Genomic DNA, 18,389 nt, shown 5'->3' with positions numbered 1-18,389 from the left:
CGCTCCTGCGCGGTGTGGGGCCGGGCCTGTGGTGGGGGCCTCAGCGCGGGAAGGGTTCGAAGTCGACGGGGAAGTGGACGGGGAAACTGCGAGGACGGGTGCCGGTGGCCCGGGCGTACGCGTTCGCGATGGCGCCGACCGCGGCCGGGACGCCCAGCTCACCCGCCCCGCCCGGTTCGCCGTGCGCGGGCATGACGATGACCTGCACGTCGGTCGGCGAATTCCGCTGCCGCGCATAGTGGAACTGCGAGTAACTCCCCTCCAGCGGCAGCCCTTTGTCGATGTGCAGTCCGGCGGTCAGCGTCGTGGAGATCGCGTCCGTCAGCCCGCCGAGCATCTGCGCCTCGAGGCCGCGCGGGTTGATCGGCCGCCCGACGTCCACGGCGATCACCGCTCTCGTCACGCGCGGGGCCTTGGGGTCCCGGGCGTCGATCTCGACCAGACAGGCCGTGCGCGACTTGTACTCGGCGTGGAAGCCGATGCCCTGGGCGAACCCGTCCGCCATCGCACGACCCCAGTCCCCGGCCGAGGCGGCCCGGTCCAGCACCGTCCGGTCTTGGTCGGTCTTGAGGAACCTGCGCCTGAACGCCACCGGGTCCTGCCCCAGTTCCGCCGCCAGCTCGTCGACGACGACCTCCTCCGCGCCGCGGGTGTTCGCCGAGTACACCGAGCGCCAGGACGCCGTCGGCATCCGCAGCGGGACCTCGGCGAGGGTCTGGCTCGTGAGCCCGAAGTCGTACGGCGAGTGGACCGTGGTGGAGAACAGCGTCTGGGCGAAGGCCTGGTTGCCGCCCGGCAGTTGCGCACCCGAAGCGGTGAGGATCTCCCCGAGCCCGTGCCGGAAGTCCGTCTCCACGGCCGCGACCCGGTGCCGGAAGCTGAGCACCTGGCCCGTGGAGCCGGTTGTGTAGGTGGCCCGGATCCGGTGGTGGCTGGCCGGGCGCATACGGCCGTGGCGCATGTCGTCGATGCGGGACCACATCAACCTGACGGGCCGTCCGCTCGCCTTGGACACCAGCGCCGCCTCCAGCGCCGCGTCGAAGAACAGCCGACGGCCGAACGACCCACCGCCCTGCACCACATGCACCGTGACCTTGTCCTGCGGCAGACCGACGGCGGCGGCGATGGTCTGCTGGGCGACGACGGGCGACTTCAGCCCGGCCCAGACGGTCGCCCGGTCGGACCGTACGTCGGCGATCGCGGAGTTCGTCTCCAGCGGTGCGTGACTGACGAACGCGAAGTCGAACTCGGCGTCCAGCCGCTTGGTGAGCAGCGGCGGCAGGACGAACGGCGGCGCTGCGGACCGTAACTCGGCGCGGATGTCGGTGTCGGAAAGGCCGTCGACCGTGCCGCCGTGCCAGGTGACGTCGAGCGCGTCCTTCGCGTCGAGTGCCTGGCCGAAGGTCTGGGCGACGACGGCGACACCCGTGGGGACGACGACCACTTCGACGACGCCCGGCATCGCACGTACGGCGGCCTCGTTCCTGACCGCATCCACCGTTCCGCCCAGAGCCGGCGGCCGGCGCACCATCGCCGGAAGCGCGCCCGGGACATCCAGGTCGAGCGTGTACCGCATCCGGCCGGTGACCATCGCGCGGCTGTCGATCCGCGAGGTCGGCGTCCCGACGAGCGCGTGCTCGGACTCGGGCTTGGGCTTGGGGGAGAGGCCGGGAACGGCGCCGCTCTCGCTCGCCGCCGCGGCCACGGACAGCGAGGCGTACGAGGCCGTACGACCGCCCGGCCCCTGGACGACGCCGTCGCGGGTGACCAGCCCGTCCACCGGCACCTCCCACCGTCTCGCCGCAGCCGCGACCATACGGGCCCGGGCCGCAGCCGCTGTCCGGCGGACCGGGTCGTAGAGCGACCGGATCGAGTTCGAGCTGCCGGTGAGCTGGTTGAACAGCAACTCGGGCCGTGCGTCGTCGAGTTGAACCGTGACGGCGGCAAGGGGTACGTCCATCTCCTCGGCCACCAGCATCGCGACGGCGGTCGTCAGGCCCTGGCCGACCTCCTCTCGTGGCAGCCGGAAGTGGACCGCGCCCTCCTCGTCCATGGTCAGCACCAGCAGATGAGCCGTGGGCAGACCGGCAAGGATCAACAGGTCCCCGAGGTCGGCCGCTTCGGCGAGCGAAGGAGGCGTCGGCGCGGTGGGATCGGCAGCCGCGGCTGTGGCGGGAGCGAGGCCGGTGGCCACGGTCAGGGTGGGGGCGGCGACCAGGTAAGTGAGGAGCGTACGTCGGCCCAGAGCGCCCTTCGGAGTCGGCTCGTCGGCACCGCCGGTGGTCTCCGCCATCGCGTGATCTCCCTTGATCTCCCTTGTCCGCGCGTAGCAGTCAGTTTGTTGTGAGCACGCAGACCCGGGCAACTCGGGAACCGTGAAGGGTTGGTCGCGGTCGTGCGACCGATCACCGTGCTCGGGGTGCGCCAAGCGAGTGTTACGGCTACTAAAACCTGTGGCCTCCCCGTGGACGAGCCTCATAGCTTGTGCGTTCGTGACTCATGATCCGAAGATGCCCCCGAACCGACACGACCTCGGCCGAGTGTTCAACGAGGTGCCGGAGCTCTACGACCGGGTCCGGCCGGGATACCCCGACGAGTTGTTCGCGGACCTTGGCGACATCACCGGCATGGACGAAGGGTCGTCGGTGCTGGAAGTGGGCTGCGGTACCGGTCAGGCGACGCGCTCGCTGGCAGCGCTCGGATGCTCAGTGACCGCCATCGAGCCGGGCGCAGAGATGGCCGCACTCGCTCGCCAGCGGATCGCCTCCTTCCGCAGCGTCGAAGTTGAGACGTCGACGTTTGAGGAGTGGGACGACCGCGGTCGACACTTCGATGTTCTTGTGGCTGCGTCGTCGTGGCACTGGGTCGACCCGTCGATTGGCTGGCAGCGAGCGCACGACGTGCTCCGTCCGGGAGGCTGGATGGCGCTGCTCGGCCACGTCGTTGTCCGCCTGCCGGGAGAGCCGGAGGTGTACGCCGAGACCGCCGATCTCCACGAGCGGTTCTGCCCCGGAAACCCCGGCTGGGGTCATCCACCGCTGGAGGACGACGTGCGAACCACCGACGAGGGCTGGGGCCTGGTCGAAGATCCCGGAGGATTGTTCGGCCCAACGATCGCGCGCTGGTATCCAACCGTTCAGTGGTTCAACGGGGACGGCTTTGCCGATCACCTTCGCTCACAGTCGCTCTATCGGAGGCTCGACCGCGACGTCCGTGAGCCCCTGCTCGACGCCCTAGCAGAGCGCATCCGCACGCGGATGGGTGACCGAGCATCACGCCGTTACCTGAGCGTCCTCCGTGTCGGACAGCGCGCCGAGTGAGCCCAGTGGTGAAGTACCTGCCGATTCAGCGGCAACGGACCCACCGCACTTTCATGCCTGCCTGCTGAAGACGCCGTGGGTTCCCAGTGAATGCACCTCAGTCACGCTGAACTCACGGCCGACGTGCCGTTAACGAACGGCGAACCAGGTGACATGTAGCTCAGCGTGACCTTTCAGCGCGAGGTGTCCGCCACGATGGAGCCTCTTACTGACAGCGGCATACTGCGCGGGCGGGGGCATATCGTTCCATGGCCGTCCCCGGCAGTTGATGCGGAGGGGCGACTGATCGCCGTGATCGGTACTCGCTCCCACGCGGGCCTTTGCCGTCGCCGACGCCCGCCCCTGACCTGCTGCGCGGACGCGTCACCTGACGCGGCTCCGCCACCGATGGAAGAACGTCTCCCCCGGCCCCGCACCGGTGGCTGTTGATCGCGTCGGCGATTTCGGGGCGGCGGGCGTTCAGCGTGACGGTGATGCCGGCGTCGGCCATCACCGTCGCCATGGTCGTGCCCCACGATCCGGCGGACAGCACGGCGACCTGGTTCATCCTGCTGTTTCTCCTTCAGTGGTGTCCGGCGAGCCTAGCGGGCGGCCGGCAGTGAAACTGCGGGTACGGATACCCCTTCAGTGACCGACGTGGACATACCCGGCCCACAGTGAGGGGCTGGCCGGATACCGGTCACGCAGGGCGCGTACGGCCCGGTGCAGGGCCTGGGCCGACAGTTCGGTGCGGGGTGGGGTGCTGCCGCCGTGGGTGAGGTCGGCGTAGGTCGCGCGGGTGATCTCCACCGAGGTGGTGTCGTTGACCGGCCAGAGGGTGCCGATGACGCGTCGGTATCCGGCGAGTTGGAAGGCCCCGGTGATGTGCAGTGCCTCGTCGGCGTTGTCCGGGTGCGTGTTGGAGGTGCTGCAGGCGGACAGGTAGGCGAGGTCCGCGTAGGGCAGTTCCATGGCGGAAAGCTGTTCCACGGTCAGCGGTCGGGTGAGGTGGTCGTGGAGCAGCAGCGTGCCGGCGGCGGGGTTCTCCCAGAAGGTGAGGCCGTGGCAGGAGAAATGGGCGACGGGGTAGGCGGGCAGCGCGCGGACGACGTTCTCGAACGTGGCCTGCGCGCCGGACAGGACCAGGGCGTTCGGCAGCAGTTCCGTGAGGGCCTCGGCCTCTGCCGCCGCGCCCGGCAGCGAGGGGGCGTTCTCGGCGTCGGGTACCGCCACGACCAGCGTGTCCAGGGTCGTACCGGTCGCCGGGGGACTGAACCGGCCGGCCAGGGCCCGTACGGTGGTTGTGTAGGAGGAGACGGCCCGGTCCATCACCGTCGCCTTCCCGCCGCTGTCGTGATGGCCGGCGGCATGGAGCGGGAAGTACGCCATCAGGCCGACGGGGCACCACCAGATGCGGGGCGGGGGCTGCGTATCGGAGGACGGGGCGGTGAGGCTCAGCGCGTCGAGCACGGGTGCGGTGACGCGGTCCCACAGCCAGCGCAGGATCTCGTCAAGGTCCCTCTGGGCGTCCCGACGGGTGAGCAGCGACGGGTCGTTCGGGGCGGCGAAGACGGCGCGAGTCAGGCGCAGGAGGTGAGCGATGACGTCGGCCTGGGTCAGGCGGGTCAACGGAACCGGTAGGACAGGCTGTTTGGCGTCCGCTCGCAGGATGAGTGCGTCGCAGCGGCGCTCGGTGATGTTCACGATCACTACGGGGCCCTGATCGGCGTGGCGGCGCAGCGCCTGGACGGAGGGCGCCCGCAGGAAGCCTGCCATGCCTTCGAGGCTCCGGATCCGGCTCATCAGGTTGTCCCAGTTCCCGTCGTTCCCTTCGCGGGCACGGGCGTTGAGGGCGGTGCGCAGCCGCAGGAGCTCGGCATGGAGCTGAGGTGACCGGTGCCGCAGCAGCCTGAGGTCACGGGCCTCCAGCGTCCGGCCGTGCAGGATTCCGCGCGACAACTCCAGGAGTTCCAGGGCCCGTTCCGGTCTGCCGAGCTCCAGTGCGGCGGCAGCGGCACCGTCCGGCAGTCCCTCGATCTGTCTGAGTTCGATGATGTTGCCCATGTAGGACAGCCAGTTCGGGGTGAGCTGCGGCAGCAGGGCAACTGCGGCTTCGTAGGCGGCGAGTGCGGCGTGCGGGTCGCCGAGGGCGGCCTCCATGGCGCCCAGGTGCTGGAAGTTCTTGATCCGTACATTGGGCGGTCCGGCGGCGGACGCGGCCTCGGCGAAGACATGTCTTGCCTGGCGCTGCAACGCGGCGGTGTCGCTGTCGTCGTGCCTGGCCAGGTCGCGCAGGGTGACGCCCAGTTGCCACAGGCGATCGCCACGTTCCCGGTGGTCGGGCGGTGTGGCAGCCGCCACGTGCTGGAACAGCCCCAGCGCCTCATGCAGTGCTACGGCGTCCGTGCCGCGTGCGTCCACGCTGGAGCGGTACAACAGGATCGTTGCCAGGGCGAATTGTGCCTCTGTTCGCCGGGGGCCTGGGTCGGGGGCGGCGGCCACGGCCGTGCGGGCGGTCAGTTCCGCGTCCCTGAGCGCGAGTTGGTCGTTGGTCATGGCGTGCAGGGAAGCCAGCGACTGAGTGAGGTCGATGAGAGTGTCGGCGTGCTCGTCGGCGGCCGACGGTGTCTCGATCGTCGCTCGCATCAGGTCGATGGCCCGGCGCATCAGGTCGGGGTCCCTGCGGTCCTGGGCGAGCAGCCTGACGGCCGATGCGAGACGTGTCCGACGCCTGTTGAACTCGGGATCGCGCCGTGGTGTGGCCGCAAGGCACTGTTCGCTCAAGTCGACCGCCTCGACCAGCAGTCGCGTGTCCGTCGTCGCGTCGTGCAGTGCCCTCAGAGCGCGTACGAGATCGAATTGCGCCCCGGCACGGTCGGAGGTGCTGCTGGCCTCGGACAGCGCCTCGCGCGCGAGGCCGACGGCTTCCTGGAGCGGTTCGACGTGTGCGGTGGCGCCCGCGAGATGCCGCAGCGAGGTGATCAGGGCCGTCCGGAACATGGGGCGGAGCCCGTCGCTGGGCGGGACGATGGCGTAGCCCTCGCGTGCCACCTGGACGGCCTCGACCGGTGCGTCCCGGTCTCTGCTCCGCTCGAAGTGCTCACCGAGCTGGACCACCAGATAGAATTGGTTCACCTGGCGCATGTTGTCGCCGTGCGGCGTCGCCGCCACGGCCTCGCGGAAGGCGAGCACTGACTCGGCCACGGGCTCGGGGGAGTCCGTGCCCTGTGCGACCGTGAACAGCCGCTGCCCCAGGCTGTTGAAGACCCGGCCGCGGTCGTAGTGGCCCGGCGGCACCAGCGGAACGCAGCGCTGCAGCAGGGCGATCGAGGCCGCGAGGTCCGCTTCCCGCGCCGTGCCGGTTCTGCGGTCGGCGCGGTCGGCGAGCAGTTCCGCGGCAGTGAGCAGCACTTCGAGATCGTACGGATCTTCGGCCGCCAGTTCGTGCAGCCCGGCCAGCACGTCGGATGGGTCGGTGCCTCGCCTCTCATGCACCTCGGCCATGAAGAGCAGTCTGCGGCGCTTCCACTTACTCATTGCTTCCTGGCTTCCTTCTGGTCCCCCGCGGCGTCCCGGCATCACACTGGCGCCACACCGCCGACCACCGTAGCGGGATGCGCCGGATACTGGGGCACCCGTAGAGTCACCAACTCCGGGATCATGCAACTGACATGACGATCGCGAAGGCAGGGAGCGCTCGGTGGACGAACTCGCGGAACGGCTCAGTCGCGTGTGCACACTCATGGGTGCGGGCGAGCTGGAGGAAGCGGCGCGTGAGGCGGGCGCGGCGGAACTCGTCGGGGCTGTTCTTGCGGCGCTGCGCGGAGACGAACCTGTGGCACGCTCCGTGCTGGAGCGTCGGCTGGACACCCTGGACGACCGGATGGCCGCGGCCGGCTTCGGCATCGTGACCAGGGCGGCGAAGGGCTTGCCGACTCTGCCGGGGAACAGCGCCGGCCATCCGGTGGTGCACCGGTGGACCTGTCCCGCCGCCCACTCCTGCGAGCGGTTGTCGAGTACGGAGTTGTACCCGGAGGCCCCCGTGTGCGCGATGACTGGCCGTCCCTTCGTCTATGGCCGGGCCCGGCTGTGACCACCTTTCTGGCCGCCCTCGCCGGCAAGGCCGCCGAGAAGTGGCTCGCCCTGCTCGTCCTGCCCGGGGTGGTCTACCTCGCCGGTGTGGCCGCCGCCGTCGTATTGGGACACGACCACGCCCTGGACCTGGCTGAGCTCCAGCCCGCCATCGACCGGTTGGCCGCCCACCCAGGAGCCTCCAACGCCGGTGCGATCCTCCTCGTGGCCGCCGGTGTGCTGGCGGCGGCCATGCTGGCCGGACTGTGCGCCAGAGCGTCTGCCGTCGTCGTGGAGCGCCTGTGGACCAGTCGGGGCGACCGGTGGCCCGCGCGCCTTCTCGTACGGCGCCGCGTCCACCGCTGGCGGCGGGCCGACGCGGCGTGCGAGGCGGCCGGGACCCGCGCCGAACTCGCCAGGGCCATCGAACGGCGCGAGGCTATCGCCCTCGTCCGCCCCCGGCGGCCCACCTGGATCGGCGACCGCCTCCACGCGGCCGACCAGCGGGTGTATGACGCCTACGGCCTGGAGCTCGGTGCCGCCTGGCCCCGGCTCTGGCTGACGGTGCCCGATGCGGTCCGGTCCGAACTCCTCTCCGCTCGTGAGGCCTACGGCGCCGCTTTCGGGCTCGCCGGATGGGCCGCGCTGTACCTGCTGCTTGGCGTCTGGTGGTGGCCGGCGCTGTCCGCCGCCGCGGTCGTCGCGGCCACGGCATGGATCCGGTGCCGTTCGGCGACGGCGGTGTTCGCCGATCTCGTCGAGGCCACCGTCGACCTGCACGCCATCACCTTGGCCCAGGAACTCGGCCTGACCGGCGAACGGCCCGCCCTCACCAGGGAGGTCGGCGACGCCATCACCACCACCCTGCGCAAGGATCCGCCGCCCGATCCACACCGTGATCCGCCGGGCGCCGTCTGATCGCGGCGCCCTGCCTCCCGACAGGTCGGCTGCCAGCAGATCGGCACACCGGCAGCGCCAAGTACTGGTACTCCAGGAACTCCTCGATCCCGACCCGCCCGCCCTCGCGGCCCAGCCCGGACTGCTTGACGCCACCGAACGGGGCCGCCGGGTGGGACAAAAGACCGGTGTTGAGGCCGACCAGGCCGACCTCCAGGCGTTCACCGACGCGCAGGGCGCGGGCGAGGCCCTCGGTGAAGACATAGCCGACGAGGCCCCAGGGGGTGTCATTGGCCCGGTGTGCGACCTCGTCCTCGTCGTCGAAGGTGACGATCGCGGCGACGGAGCCGAAGATCTCCGTGTCTATGAGGCGGCTGCCCGGGTCCACGTCGGTGAGTACGGTCGGCGGGTAGAAGCAGCCAGGGCCCTCCGGTGTGCTCCCGCCGACCAGCACCCGGGCGCCGCGCTCCACCGCGTCGGCGACCAGTTCCTCTCCGTCCGTGTGCCCGGACCGACGACGAGCGCCCCCATCCGCCGGGCCAGACGTTGCGCGAACTCCTCCGCCACCGGCCGGTGGACGAAGAACCGGTTCGCGGCGGTGCACGCCCCGCCCATGACTACGAAGAGTCACGCAGTCAGGTGAAGCAGAACGCAGCCGTGACGACCCTCGCCAGCCGCCGTACCCAGCGGACAACAACCACCTGAAGAGTGTTGGACATGTCCGCACCCGCATTGAGGGCACCTGCGTGTCCTTCGGCGACAAGGTCATCGGTACCAACCACGTGCTGCCCACGCGGGGCGCCGCCCGCTACACCGGTGGCCTGTGGGTCGGCAAGTACCTCAAGACGGTGACTTACCAGGAGGTCACAGACGCCGGTTCGCAGGCGCTGCTCGGCCGGTTGTGCGGCCGGGCCGCCCGGGTGGAGCTGTTCGAGGGACACGCCCGGTCCGGCGACGTACGGGCCGCCAAGGCGGCGGGAGACGAACTGCCCTGGGCGGTGCGGGCATGACCATCCTGCCCCTGCAGGGCCGTACGGCACTGGTCTCCGGCGGAGGGGGCCCGTTGGGCCGGGCCTTCTCCGTCGGCCTCGGCCGGGCCGGTGCCCGGGTGATCCTCGTCGGCCGCAACGAGCAGGCCCTCGCCGGAGCGGCTGCCCGCGTGGCCGAGGAAGGCGGCGCGACCCGCACCGCGATGTGCGACGTGTCGGACCCGGCGTCGGTCACGGCACTCACGGACACGCTCGCCGACGAGAACATCTCTGTCCTGGTCAAAATGCGGGCGTCGCGGGCCCGGTGAAGCCCCTCACCGACGTCGCACCCGACGAGTGGGACGGGGTCTTCGCCGTCAACTCCCTCTCGCCCGGCCCGGTGCGCAGCCCGCGCATGGACCGCAACTTCCGGCTGGAGGCGGAACTGACGGGCAGCACACCGGAAGAGGCCGAGCAGGCCTTCGCGTCCCGGGCGGCCCTGGGCAGGCTGGTGGAGGAGGACGAAGTGGCGAAAGCCCTGGTGGCGATGCTCGCCATGCCGGGCCTGTGCGGCGCGGACATCGACCTCTCGGCGGGCATGATCGCCCCGTCGTGACCCGGGGCTCCGGCCCCGCCGTACGTACGTGGATGGTCGTGGCGGTTGGCCCGCAGCCTCCTCGGCTTCTCTGGGCTGTCCGCCGCGATCAGAGTCGGCCGGCTGGCGGGCGCCAAAGGCACCCCTGTCTATGACCTGGACGAACTGTCCGCTGCCGCCCGTGAGGGCCAGTGGGCCATTCTCACCGGATGCCCCACCACCGGCACCGCCGCGTACAACGCGAGGGCGCTCGACGAGCGCCTCGGCTTGACCGGTTACTGGTGTTGCGGCGGCTGATCGTTCGCCAGGGCCCGCTTGACCGTGTTCTTCGAGATGCCCAGATGCCGGCCAGGTAAGAGGCTCGCCCTATCGCCGAAGAGGAAACCCGTCTTTGTAACAAGCGGACGAATTCGGCTTGACTGCACTGCTAAAGGAATACGGCAACGCGGTGCAATGCCCGGTCCGGTCGTGCGACGTGGACGACGGACACCCGGTTGTGCCGGTGCGCAGATTCACCGTTCCATTCTTTGAACCTATTTATCCGCTGCGGATGTTCCAGTCCCACGCCGGCCGCACCTCGCGGCCCTTTCTCGGAGGAATGCCGAAATGAACGCACCGATGCGCAGAATCGTCATGGGTACCGCCGCGGTTTCGCTGGCTCTTTCCGTGGCCGCCTGTGGGAAAGCGGGGGACGACGACTCCGGCAGTGACAGCACCGGCTCCTCCTCCGGCGGCAACTCCGTCGGCCTCCTGCTGCCGGACAGCGTCACTACGCGCTACGACAAGTTCGACAAGCCGTACTTCGAGGCCAAGGTCACGTCTCTCTGCCCGGACTGCACCGTCGAGTACGCGAACGCCGCCGGTGACCCCGCCAAGCAGGCTCAGCAGATCAGCAGCATGGTGACCAAGGGCGTCAAGGTCCTCGTGGTCGACCCGCAGGACTCCGCCGCGATCAAGTCCTCCATCCAGTCCGCGGTGGACAAGGGCATCAAGGTCATCGCCTACGACCGCTTGGCCCAGGGCCCGGTCTCGGCGTACGTCTCCTTCGACACCGTCAAGGTCGGCGAGCTCCAGGGCCGGGCCCTGCTCGACGCGCTCGGCTCCAAGGCGACCACGAAGTCCAAGGTCGTCATGATCAACGGTGACGACGCCGACCCGAACGCCGCCAAGTTCAAGGAAGGCGCCCACAACGCGCTCGACGGCAAGGTGGATGTCGCGTACGAGCAGTCCGGCCTGTGGAAGGACACCGTCGCCGCGCAGAAGATGTCCGCCGCGATCACCCGGCTCGGCGCGAAGAACATCGCGGGCGTCTACGCCGCCAACGACGGCATGGCGGGCGGCATCGCCAACACCCTCAAGGGCGCCGGCATCAGCGGCATCCCGCTGACCGGTCAGGACGCTGAGCTCGCCGCCATCCAGCGCATCCTCACCGGAACCCAGTCGGCCACCATCTACAAGGCCTTCAAGCCCGAGGCCGAGGCTGCCGCCCAGCTCGCGGTCAACCTGCTGCAGGGCAAGGACATCTCCTCCCTCGCCACCCAGACCGAGACCAGCGGCTCCGGCGACAAGGTCCCGTCCCGGCTGCTGACCCCGGTGTCGGTCACGGTGGACAACATCAAGGACACGGTCGTCAAGGACGGCCTGTACACGGTTGCCGACATCTGCACCGCCGACTACGCCGCCGCCTGCAAGAAGGCCGGCCTCGAATAGGCGACGCCGCCTCACCGGCCGGCGCTCGTCGTCGAGGGCACACGTCTTGCCCCTCATTCTTTTGTCATCCACCGCGCCCGCCCTGGCGTGCACGGTATTCCCGCCGGTCAGGCGGCGAAGGAGCTGGTTCACGTGTCCGCTACGCCCGTGCTGGCGTTGCGCGGAGTCTCCAAGCGATTCGGTGCGGTGCAGGCACTCACCGACGTCGAACTGGAGGTCCATGCCGGAGAAGTGGTCGCCCTGGTGGGCGACAACGGCGCAGGAAAGTCCACCCTGGTCAAGACGATCGCGGGTGTCCACCCCATCGACGACGGCGTCATCGAGTGGGAGGGCAAGCCAGTCGGCATCACCAGGCCGCACGACGCCCAGGGTCTCGGTGTCGCCACGGTCTACCAGGACCTCGCGCTCTGCGACAACCTCGATGTGGTCGGCAACCTCTACCTCGGCCGCGAACTGCTGCGCCGCGGAGCCATCGACGAGGTGTCGATGGAGAAGAACGCCCGAGAGCTGCTGTCCACGCTCTCCATCCGCATCCCGAGCGTACGCATCCCGATCGCGAGCCTCTCCGGCGGTCAGCGCCAGGTCGTCGCCATCGCCCGCGCGCTCATCGGCGACCCGAAGGTCGTCATCCTCGACGAGCCCACCGCCGCCCTCGGCGTCGAGCAGACCGCGCAGGTCCTCGACCTGGTCGAGCGGCTGCGCGAGCGGAACCTCGGAGTCATCCTCATCAGCCACAACATGGCCGACGTCAAGGCGGTCGCCGACACCGTCGCCGTCCTGCGCCTGGGCAAGAACAACGGCTCCTTCCCCGTGAAGGACACCAGCCACGAAGAGATCATCGCCGCGATCACGGGTGCCACGGACAACGCCGTGACCCGTCGTGCGGGGCGTCGCACCGCGGAGGCGGCACAGTGAGCAACACCTCGAAGACCCTCAACGACCACTCCGCGGCCGCAGCCGGCCCCGTATCGGGCGACGGGAACACCGTCGCGGCCGCCGACGATCCCACCGCCGCGCCGGTCGCCGTCGTCGACCCGCGCCTTCTGGTCCGTGAGGAGGGCCTCAAAGGCTACGTCACCGAGTTCAAGCGGAAGATCAAGGGCGGCGAGCTGGGCTCGCTGCCGGTGGTCATCGGCCTGATCGTCATCTGGGCGATCTTCCAGCTGCAGAACGACCGCTTCCTGAGCGCCGACAACCTGGCGAACATCAGCTATTACCTGTCGGCCACCGGCATGCTCGCCATCGGCCTGGTGTTCGTGCTGCTGCTCGGCGAGATCGACCTGTCCGTCGGCTCGGTCAGCGGTCTGGCGTCCACTCTGTTCGCGGTGTTCGTCGCCAACCAGGGGGTGAACGCCTGGCTCGCGCTCGCTCTCACGATCATTACGGGCATCCTGATCGGTGCGCTGCACGGCTGGTTCTTCGCCAGGATCGGCGTACCCGCCTTCGTCGTGACCCTGGCCGGCTTCCTCGGCTGGAACGGTCTGATGCTGTGGCTGCTGGGCGACAGCGGCACCATCAACATCCCGTCCGACTCCGGCCCGGTCCACCTGCTGGGTCAGAGTTCCTTCTTCATGGACCAGGCCATCATCGGCGCCTACCTGCTGGCCGGCCTCGGCGTCGTGCTGAGTCTCGTCGGCAACGTCAACGAGCAGCGCCGCCGCAAGGCCGCGAACGTTCCCTTCCGGCCCACCGGCGAGATCTTGCTGCGCGTCATCCTGCTGGCGCTCGTGTCCTTCGCCGCAGCGGCCGTGCTGAACGACGCCGCCGGCGTCTCCAACGCGCTGGTCGTCTTCCTGACCTGCCTGATCATCGTGGACTTCGTGTTGCGCCGTACCACCTACGGCCGGAAGGTGTTCGCGGTCGGCGGCGGGACGGAGGCGGCCCGCCGTGCGGGTATCAGCGTGCCGATGATCCGTATCTCCGTCTTCGCGATCGCCGGTGGTTTCGCCGCGGTCGGCGGCATGTTGTTCGCCGGCCAGACTGCCAGCGCCACGCTGTCCGCCGGTGGCGGCAACACCCTGATGCTGGCCATCGCCGCGGCGGTCATCGGCGGCACGTCGCTGTTCGGCGGTCGTGGCTCCGTCTGGTCCGCCCTGCTCGGCATGCTCGTCATCCAGTCGATCCAGACCGGTCTCGACCTGCTGAACATGAACACCTCGATCCAGTACATGATCACCGGCGGTGTTCTGCTGGGCGCGGTGGTCATCGACTCGGTCTCCCGCCGCAGCCAGAAGGCCGCAGGCCGAGCCTGACGCGCACCGGCCCTATGTCGTGCCGCCGCCTGCACCTGACCCAGGCGGCGGCATTCGCCATGTCCTGCCGGCTTGCTGCCTCCACCGAGGCCTGGGGGAGTCCAGTGTCCTGTACGGACTGGCCTGTACGGACCGGGAGCAGGGCTCAGGAGTGGTTGTGCGCGGTGATCTCTCGAGCGATCCGGTTGAACGTCACCGCGTCGGTGCTGCGCAGGGCGAAGGCATAGACGTCCACCGTCGGCGGGGGATTGATGGTCACCAGGTCGAGCGACGCGGGCAGGGCGTAGCCGGAGGGCACCAGGGTCGCTCCCAGGCCGGCGTCCACATAGGAAACGGCGGCATTCAGATGGGCTGCGGACGGATCGTCCGTGCGCGTGTCACCGATCGATTTCCGCAGTTCGGTCAAGACCGGAGCGTTCGACGGGCAGGTGACCCAATCCTGTGCGCCGAGGTTCCCGGCCGGCACAGGAGCCGTGGGGGAGGAGCCGTGGGGAACGGCCATCCCGAGTTCCAGTGAGCCGATGCGGTGCTTACGCTCCCGCCACGACGACGCGTGAAGAGGACCGACGCCGACGTCGATGCCCCCCGATCTGACTGCCTCGATGAGTGATTCCGCGTCGGCGAAGTTCACGACGCGAGCCGAAAGCTTCGGAGCGGACGTCCGCAGAGTTGCCACGGACTTCGCTAGCCACAGGGTGGGCGTCATCTCGTTCGCGCCGATGATGATGTCCTTGCGCGTGCTGGCCGCCGCCCGGACCGCCACCTCCCGCGCCCGCTGGACCGCCTGCATCGCCTGCTGGGCCTCGACGAGGAAGGCCCGCCCCGCGGGAGTGGTGGAGGTGCCCGTCGCCGTACGCTCGAACAGCACGACACCCAGGGAGCGTTCCAGGCTCGAGATCTGCTGGGACAGGGACGGCTGGGCGACATGCAGTGCTTTCGCGGCGGCGCAGATGGCCCCCGCTTCATCGACAGCGAGCGCGTACTCGATCTGCCGCAGGGTGACTGTCATAGGGCGATTCTAAGGGCCGCCTCATAGGTGTGCCCTATAGCCATTTCCTCTTAGGTAAGTGAGAAGTGGTCTTTGTTACCTCTCCGGTGAGCGTGTTTCGCTACTCGTATGACTCCCCAGATAAATGCCATCGGTGAGATCGACCGTCTCGCCGATACGCTGAGTGGCTTCGACATCGTCGACCTGAGCCACACGCTCGAAATCGGCATCCCCACTTTCCCGACGCATCCGAAGTACATCATCGCCGACTACGTGTCGATGGACGACGTCGCGGAATTCAAGCAGCTCATCATGTGCGACCACTCCGGTACGCACATCGACTCGCCCTCGCATTTCGTCCCTGATCCCGAGGACCCCCGGCGGATCTCCACCGCCGACCTGAGCGTGTCCCAGCTGATCGGCCGCGCCGTGGTGATGGCCTTCGGCCCGTTCGAGGCCACCAGCCACCACATCAGCCTGGAGGATGTGCAGGCCTGGGAGGAGGCGAACGAGCCGGTCCGTGAGGGCGACATCGTCATCATCAACACTGGCTGGGCCCGGCATTGGAAGCGCATCCCCGAGGGCTTCGACTACCTACGCGGCTGGCCGGGGTTGAGCGGTGAGGCCTCCGCCTACCTGCGCGGCAAGAACATCAAGGCCGTCGGTATCGACTGCATCAGCATCGACCCCGGTGACGTGTCGGGCGCCGGCCTGAAGGCGCACTACGAGTTCCTGCCCAACGGCGTCCTGGTCCTGGAGAACCTGACCAACCTCGACGGACTGCCCCCGGTGGTCCTGTTCGCCGCCCTGCCGCTGAAGATCGCAGGCGGCACCGGTTCTCCGGTCCGCGCAGTCGCTATCGTCGCCGAGGGAGACTCCCGTGTCTGACCACATCACGCTGCGGGATGTCGAGCTGCCCCCGCTGTCCGCGCTCGAGCCCGAGCCGGTCCTGTCGGGCGAGGTGTACGCGGGCCGGATCAGCCGCACGCGCGTGCGGATGCGCGAGCTGGGCCTTACTCACCTCATCGCCTACGCCGACCGGGAACACCCCGGCAACAGCCTCTACCTGACAGGTTTCGACCCCCGGTTCGAGGAAGCTCTGGTGGTGCTGGACCTGGACAACGCACCCTGGATCCTCGCCGGCAACGAGTCGGGCGCGATGATCCCCGGTCTGTCCGTCACCGCGACGGCCGTGCTGTGCCAGTCGCTCAGCTTGCCCGGGCAGGACCGCAGCATCCAGCAGCGCATCTCCGCGGCCCTGCGCCAGGTCGGCGTCGGCCCGGAATCCCGCGTAGGACTCGTCGGATGGCGGCAGATCACGGCCGGCGACTCCCCAGTCTCGCCGTACGCCTACGCCGTCCCGGCCTTCGTGATCGGCGAGATCCTCGACGTCACCCAGAACCTCACCGACGCCACGTCGATCCTCATGGGCATCGACGGCCTGCGCTCCCGCAACGAGGCCGACCAGATCGCGCTCAACGAGCACCGCGCCACCCGCGCCGCCGGCCACGCGTGGCGCGCACTCGAGGCCCTCAAGCCCGGACGCTCGGAATTGGCGACCGCCGAGCACATGGCCCTCAACGGTCTGCCCCTGACCGCGCACGTAATGCTGACCACCGGGTCCGGCAAGGTCGTGGGTCTGTGCAGCCCCAGCGACCGCGTGATCGGGCACGGAGACCTGCTGTCGACCGCGGTCGGGCTCCAGGGCGGACTGACCTCGCGCGCCGGATACGTACTGCGCGCCGACGAACTCGACCAGCGGCAGACCGACTTCGCGGCCGGCTACTTCGCCGCCATCGCCACCTGGTACCAGGGCCTCACCCTGGGGGCATCGACCGCCGAGATCGCCGAGCAGACCACGCGGGAGCTGGCGAAGTCGTCGATCCGCCCGCTGCTGAACCCCGGACACCTGCAGCACATCGACGAATGGCTCGACAGCCCCTTCGCCGCCGGATCCCACGGCACCGTCCACTCCGGCATGTCACTGCAAGCCGACATCATCCCCGTGGGATCCACACCGGACCTGGCCGCCAACTGCGAGGACGCCGTCGCGATCGCCGACGCCGACCTGCGCGCGGAACTCGCCGAGCGCTATCCGCAGATGTGGGCACGCGTCACCGCCCGCCGCACCTTCATGACGCACACCCTCGGCCTGCGGATCGCCGAAGAAGTCCTTCCCCTCTCGGACCGGCAGGCCGTGCTGCCGCCCGCGCTGCTCTCGCTCTCCTCGGTCCTGGTCGCCACCGCCTCCGCGGAGCAGCGAGCGCGTCCGGCGTAGCCAGAGAAACCCTGCCTCTCCCTGCGGCCGAAGGTGGTGACCCGCACGTCGCCGATGGGCAGAAGCCGGCCTGTCGCCGTGTGCCGGCTGAAGTCGGCACACGGCGACACCTGCCGCGCGCCCACCTGCTGCACACCAGCGATCCCATCGAGTCCGTGCCGAGAGTCGATGCGCCCGCTGGTGACGGTCAGTGGCCGCAGACGCCTTGGGCCCTGTCTGGATGGGCCGTCGTACGGAGCCCTTCTTGGCCAGTCTCCTCATCGCTGACACGTACGCGATGCGTTCCTGCACGCGGACCGGATACGGCTCCAGTCCGAATGCGGCTCCCGCCTCACGGCCTTCAGCCCCGTCAACGTCGAGACCGCCAAGAAATTGGACCGTCTGCATGCCCTCGCCGCCGCCGCACGCGCGCGCCGAACGGCCGCGATCACGCCGAGAGGAACGGCTCCGTCAAATGCGGCGTCGCCAGGTGCAGCGTGGTGGCGGTGTCGTGGCTGAGTATGCGTTCCCGGGAGTGCCTGGCCGCCTCGGGGTCGGTCTCGTGGGCGTAGGCGAGCTCGGGGTGGAGCAGTTGGAGCGCGTGCACCAGGAGGTCGCCGGTGACGAGCGCCAGCTCGCGCCCGTCGGCGACCAGCACGCTCTGGTGTCCGGGCGTGTGTCCGGGCGTGGCGACCGCGCGCCCAGTGCGCAGCGGCGTGTCCCCGTCGAGGAGCCGGAGCCGACCGGCGGCCGCGAGCGGGTCGGTGAGGGTCTCGCGAAGCTGCGGGTTGAGCGCGTCGAGGGCGTCGAACTCGGCCCGCTGGAGCAGATATTCGGCGTTCGGGAAAAAGGGGCGGCGGCCGCTGGTCGCGCCGCCGGCCGAAGCGTTGCCGTCCACCGCGCCGCCCGCTGATGGGACGGCCGCCTCGGTCACGACCGCCCACCCGACGTGGTCGGTGTGCAGATGCGTGAGTACCACGGTGTCGACTTCGGCCGGGTCGATGCCCGCGGCGGCGAGCGACTCGGGGAGCGCACCGGGCACGGGCGCCCACGAGGCGGCCGGGCTGTCCGCCGGACCGATCCCGGCGTCCACGACGGTGAGGCCCTTGTCACCGCGGATCGCGTACGCGCGGAACTGGAGCCGCCAGCGGCCCTCGGCGTCGACCGCGCCCGGGTCGTAGCGGTCGGCCTCGGCCCACTGTGCGGCCGTGGCCTCGGGGAAGGCCTCGACGCGCGGGGAGAAGAACGGGCCCTCGCCGTCGGCGAGGGCAATGATCTCGGTCGAGCCGATCCGGAGGCGAGGAACGCTGAGGGACATGGCCGCGATCCTGTCATGCCTTCCACACGGCTGA

General features: G+C 69.6%; 18 protein-coding genes and 1 pseudogene. 13 read left to right on the top strand and 6 right to left on the bottom strand.

All coding sequences use genetic code 11. From position 1 onward, the window contains the following. Nucleotides 1-40: 40 nt before the first annotated feature. Complete coding sequence (locus tag ACQEVY_RS05675; RefSeq protein WP_432945441.1) at nucleotides 41-2,293, bottom strand: molybdopterin cofactor-binding domain-containing protein; 2,253 nt, start codon at nucleotides 2,291-2,293, stop codon at nucleotides 41-43. Nucleotides 2,294-2,492: 199 nt separating this feature from the next. On the opposite strand from ACQEVY_RS05675, the gene ACQEVY_RS05670 reads away from it, so the two are divergent. Continuing rightward, the gene (locus ACQEVY_RS05670; RefSeq protein WP_432945439.1) at nucleotides 2,493-3,320 is read left to right on the top strand and encodes a class I SAM-dependent methyltransferase; all 828 of its coding nucleotides are present in this window, start codon (nucleotides 2,493-2,495) and stop codon (nucleotides 3,318-3,320) included. 205 nt (nucleotides 3,321-3,525) lie between these two features. Here the strand turns inward: ACQEVY_RS05670 and ACQEVY_RS05665 are convergent, their stop codons facing one another. After that, nucleotides 3,526-3,810, bottom strand: a complete 285-nt coding sequence (locus ACQEVY_RS05665; RefSeq protein WP_432955075.1) for a hypothetical protein — start codon at nucleotides 3,808-3,810, stop codon at nucleotides 3,526-3,528. Between ACQEVY_RS05665 and ACQEVY_RS05660 the strand changes: the two genes are divergently transcribed. Continuing rightward, a complete protein-coding gene (locus ACQEVY_RS05660) occupies nucleotides 3,746-3,922 on the top strand; it encodes a hypothetical protein (RefSeq protein ID WP_432955662.1) in 177 nt (58 codons plus the stop codon). The genes ACQEVY_RS05665 and ACQEVY_RS05660 overlap by 65 nt on opposite strands. A 22-nt stretch (nucleotides 3,923-3,944) precedes the next feature. On the opposite strand, the gene ACQEVY_RS05655 is transcribed toward ACQEVY_RS05660, so the two are convergent. Beyond that, the gene (locus ACQEVY_RS05655) at nucleotides 3,945-6,836 is read right to left on the bottom strand and encodes a CHAT domain-containing protein (RefSeq protein ID WP_432945437.1); all 2,892 of its coding nucleotides are present in this window, start codon (nucleotides 6,834-6,836) and stop codon (nucleotides 3,945-3,947) included. 163 nt (nucleotides 6,837-6,999) lie between these two features. Between ACQEVY_RS05655 and ACQEVY_RS05650 the strand changes: the two genes are divergently transcribed. Next, a complete protein-coding gene (locus ACQEVY_RS05650; RefSeq protein WP_432945435.1) occupies nucleotides 7,000-7,392 on the top strand; it encodes a hypothetical protein in 393 nt (130 codons plus the stop codon). Beyond that, the gene (locus tag ACQEVY_RS05645; protein WP_432945433.1) at nucleotides 7,389-8,288 is read left to right on the top strand and encodes a hypothetical protein; all 900 of its coding nucleotides are present in this window, start codon (nucleotides 7,389-7,391) and stop codon (nucleotides 8,286-8,288) included. Before ACQEVY_RS05650 ends, ACQEVY_RS05645 begins: the two co-directional genes overlap by 4 nt. A 46-nt stretch (nucleotides 8,289-8,334) precedes the next feature. Here ACQEVY_RS05645 and ACQEVY_RS05640 read toward each other — a convergent pair. After that, nucleotides 8,335-8,882 (bottom strand): annotated as a pseudogene (locus ACQEVY_RS05640) (aldehyde dehydrogenase family protein); the annotation flags it as partial. Between the two features lie 131 nt (nucleotides 8,883-9,013). Here ACQEVY_RS05640 and ACQEVY_RS05635 point away from each other — a divergent pair. The 7 genes from ACQEVY_RS05635 to ACQEVY_RS05605 all read left to right on the top strand — a co-directional run bounded on the left by ACQEVY_RS05635 (nucleotide 9,014) and on the right by ACQEVY_RS05605 (nucleotide 13,792). Further along, nucleotides 9,014-9,277 (top strand): histidinol dehydrogenase, encoded by a 264-nt coding sequence (locus ACQEVY_RS05635; protein ID WP_432945431.1) that lies wholly within the window; start codon nucleotides 9,014-9,016, stop codon nucleotides 9,275-9,277. Beyond that, a complete protein-coding gene (locus ACQEVY_RS05630) occupies nucleotides 9,274-9,564 on the top strand; it encodes an SDR family NAD(P)-dependent oxidoreductase (RefSeq protein ID WP_432945429.1) in 291 nt (96 codons plus the stop codon). The genes ACQEVY_RS05635 and ACQEVY_RS05630 overlap by 4 nt, the downstream gene beginning before the upstream one ends. Further along, entirely contained in the window at nucleotides 9,561-9,851 is a 291-nt protein-coding gene (locus tag ACQEVY_RS05625) for a hypothetical protein (RefSeq protein ID WP_432945427.1), read from the top strand. The genes ACQEVY_RS05630 and ACQEVY_RS05625 overlap by 4 nt, the downstream gene beginning before the upstream one ends. 45 nt (nucleotides 9,852-9,896) lie before the next feature. Beyond that, the gene (locus ACQEVY_RS05620; RefSeq protein ID WP_432945425.1) at nucleotides 9,897-10,127 is read left to right on the top strand and encodes a hypothetical protein; all 231 of its coding nucleotides are present in this window, start codon (nucleotides 9,897-9,899) and stop codon (nucleotides 10,125-10,127) included. Between the two features lie 309 nt (nucleotides 10,128-10,436). Then, complete coding sequence (locus tag ACQEVY_RS05615; protein WP_432945423.1) at nucleotides 10,437-11,540, top strand: sugar ABC transporter substrate-binding protein; 1,104 nt, start codon at nucleotides 10,437-10,439, stop codon at nucleotides 11,538-11,540. A 123-nt stretch (nucleotides 11,541-11,663) separates the two neighbouring features. Continuing rightward, nucleotides 11,664-12,455, top strand: a complete 792-nt coding sequence (locus ACQEVY_RS05610; RefSeq protein WP_432955073.1) for an ATP-binding cassette domain-containing protein — start codon at nucleotides 11,664-11,666, stop codon at nucleotides 12,453-12,455. Beyond that, entirely contained in the window at nucleotides 12,452-13,792 is a 1,341-nt protein-coding gene (locus tag ACQEVY_RS05605) for a sugar ABC transporter permease (RefSeq protein ID WP_432945421.1), read from the top strand. The genes ACQEVY_RS05610 and ACQEVY_RS05605 overlap by 4 nt, the downstream gene beginning before the upstream one ends. Nucleotides 13,793-13,937: 145 nt before the next feature. Here the strand turns inward: ACQEVY_RS05605 and ACQEVY_RS05600 are convergent, their stop codons facing one another. Beyond that, the gene (locus ACQEVY_RS05600; RefSeq protein ID WP_432945419.1) at nucleotides 13,938-14,801 is read right to left on the bottom strand and encodes a LysR family transcriptional regulator; all 864 of its coding nucleotides are present in this window, start codon (nucleotides 14,799-14,801) and stop codon (nucleotides 13,938-13,940) included. Nucleotides 14,802-14,909: 108 nt separating this feature from the next. On the opposite strand from ACQEVY_RS05600, the gene ACQEVY_RS05595 reads away from it, so the two are divergent. Beyond that, the gene (locus ACQEVY_RS05595; protein ID WP_432945417.1) at nucleotides 14,910-15,668 is read left to right on the top strand and encodes a cyclase family protein; all 759 of its coding nucleotides are present in this window, start codon (nucleotides 14,910-14,912) and stop codon (nucleotides 15,666-15,668) included. Continuing rightward, nucleotides 15,661-17,058, top strand: coding sequence for a hypothetical protein (locus ACQEVY_RS05590; protein WP_432945415.1), 1,398 nt, complete (start codon nucleotides 15,661-15,663; stop codon nucleotides 17,056-17,058). The genes ACQEVY_RS05595 and ACQEVY_RS05590 overlap by 8 nt, the downstream gene beginning before the upstream one ends. A gap of 427 nt (nucleotides 17,059-17,485) precedes the next feature. On the opposite strand, the gene ACQEVY_RS05585 is transcribed toward ACQEVY_RS05590, so the two are convergent. Continuing rightward, nucleotides 17,486-18,355: an MBL fold metallo-hydrolase gene (locus tag ACQEVY_RS05585; protein ID WP_432945413.1), complete on the bottom strand. Its 870-nt coding sequence runs from the start codon at nucleotides 18,353-18,355 to the stop codon at nucleotides 17,486-17,488. Between the last annotated feature and the right edge of the window lie 34 nt (nucleotides 18,356-18,389).

The sequence above is a fragment of the Streptomyces sp. CA-288835 genome (genome assembly GCF_050936385.1).
Classification (GTDB): Bacteria; Actinomycetota; Actinomycetes; order Streptomycetales; family Streptomycetaceae; genus Streptomyces.
The sequence above is the reverse complement of the archived record's forward strand: the minus strand, read 5'-3'. Positions and strand labels throughout refer to the sequence as shown.

What these genes read in the sequence shown, in the direction of transcription:
- ACQEVY_RS05585 (WP_432945413.1), bottom strand. Translation starts at nt 18,355, where the DNA reads ATGTCCCTCAGCGTTCCTCGCCTCCGGATCGGCTCGACCGAGATCATT.
- ACQEVY_RS05675 (WP_432945441.1), bottom strand. Translation starts at nt 2,293, where the DNA reads ATGGCGGAGACCACCGGCGGTGCCGACGAGCCGACTCCGAAGGGCGCT.
- ACQEVY_RS05595 (WP_432945417.1), top strand. Translation starts at nt 14,910, where the DNA reads ATGACTCCCCAGATAAATGCCATCGGTGAGATCGACCGTCTCGCCGAT.
- ACQEVY_RS05665 (WP_432955075.1), bottom strand. Translation starts at nt 3,810, where the DNA reads ATGGCCGACGCCGGCATCACCGTCACGCTGAACGCCCGCCGCCCCGAA.
- ACQEVY_RS05630 (WP_432945429.1), top strand. Translation starts at nt 9,274, where the DNA reads ATGACCATCCTGCCCCTGCAGGGCCGTACGGCACTGGTCTCCGGCGGA.
- ACQEVY_RS05615 (WP_432945423.1), top strand. Translation starts at nt 10,437, where the DNA reads ATGAACGCACCGATGCGCAGAATCGTCATGGGTACCGCCGCGGTTTCG.
- ACQEVY_RS05655 (WP_432945437.1), bottom strand. Translation starts at nt 6,836, where the DNA reads ATGAGTAAGTGGAAGCGCCGCAGACTGCTCTTCATGGCCGAGGTGCAT.
- ACQEVY_RS05600 (WP_432945419.1), bottom strand. Translation starts at nt 14,801, where the DNA reads ATGACAGTCACCCTGCGGCAGATCGAGTACGCGCTCGCTGTCGATGAA.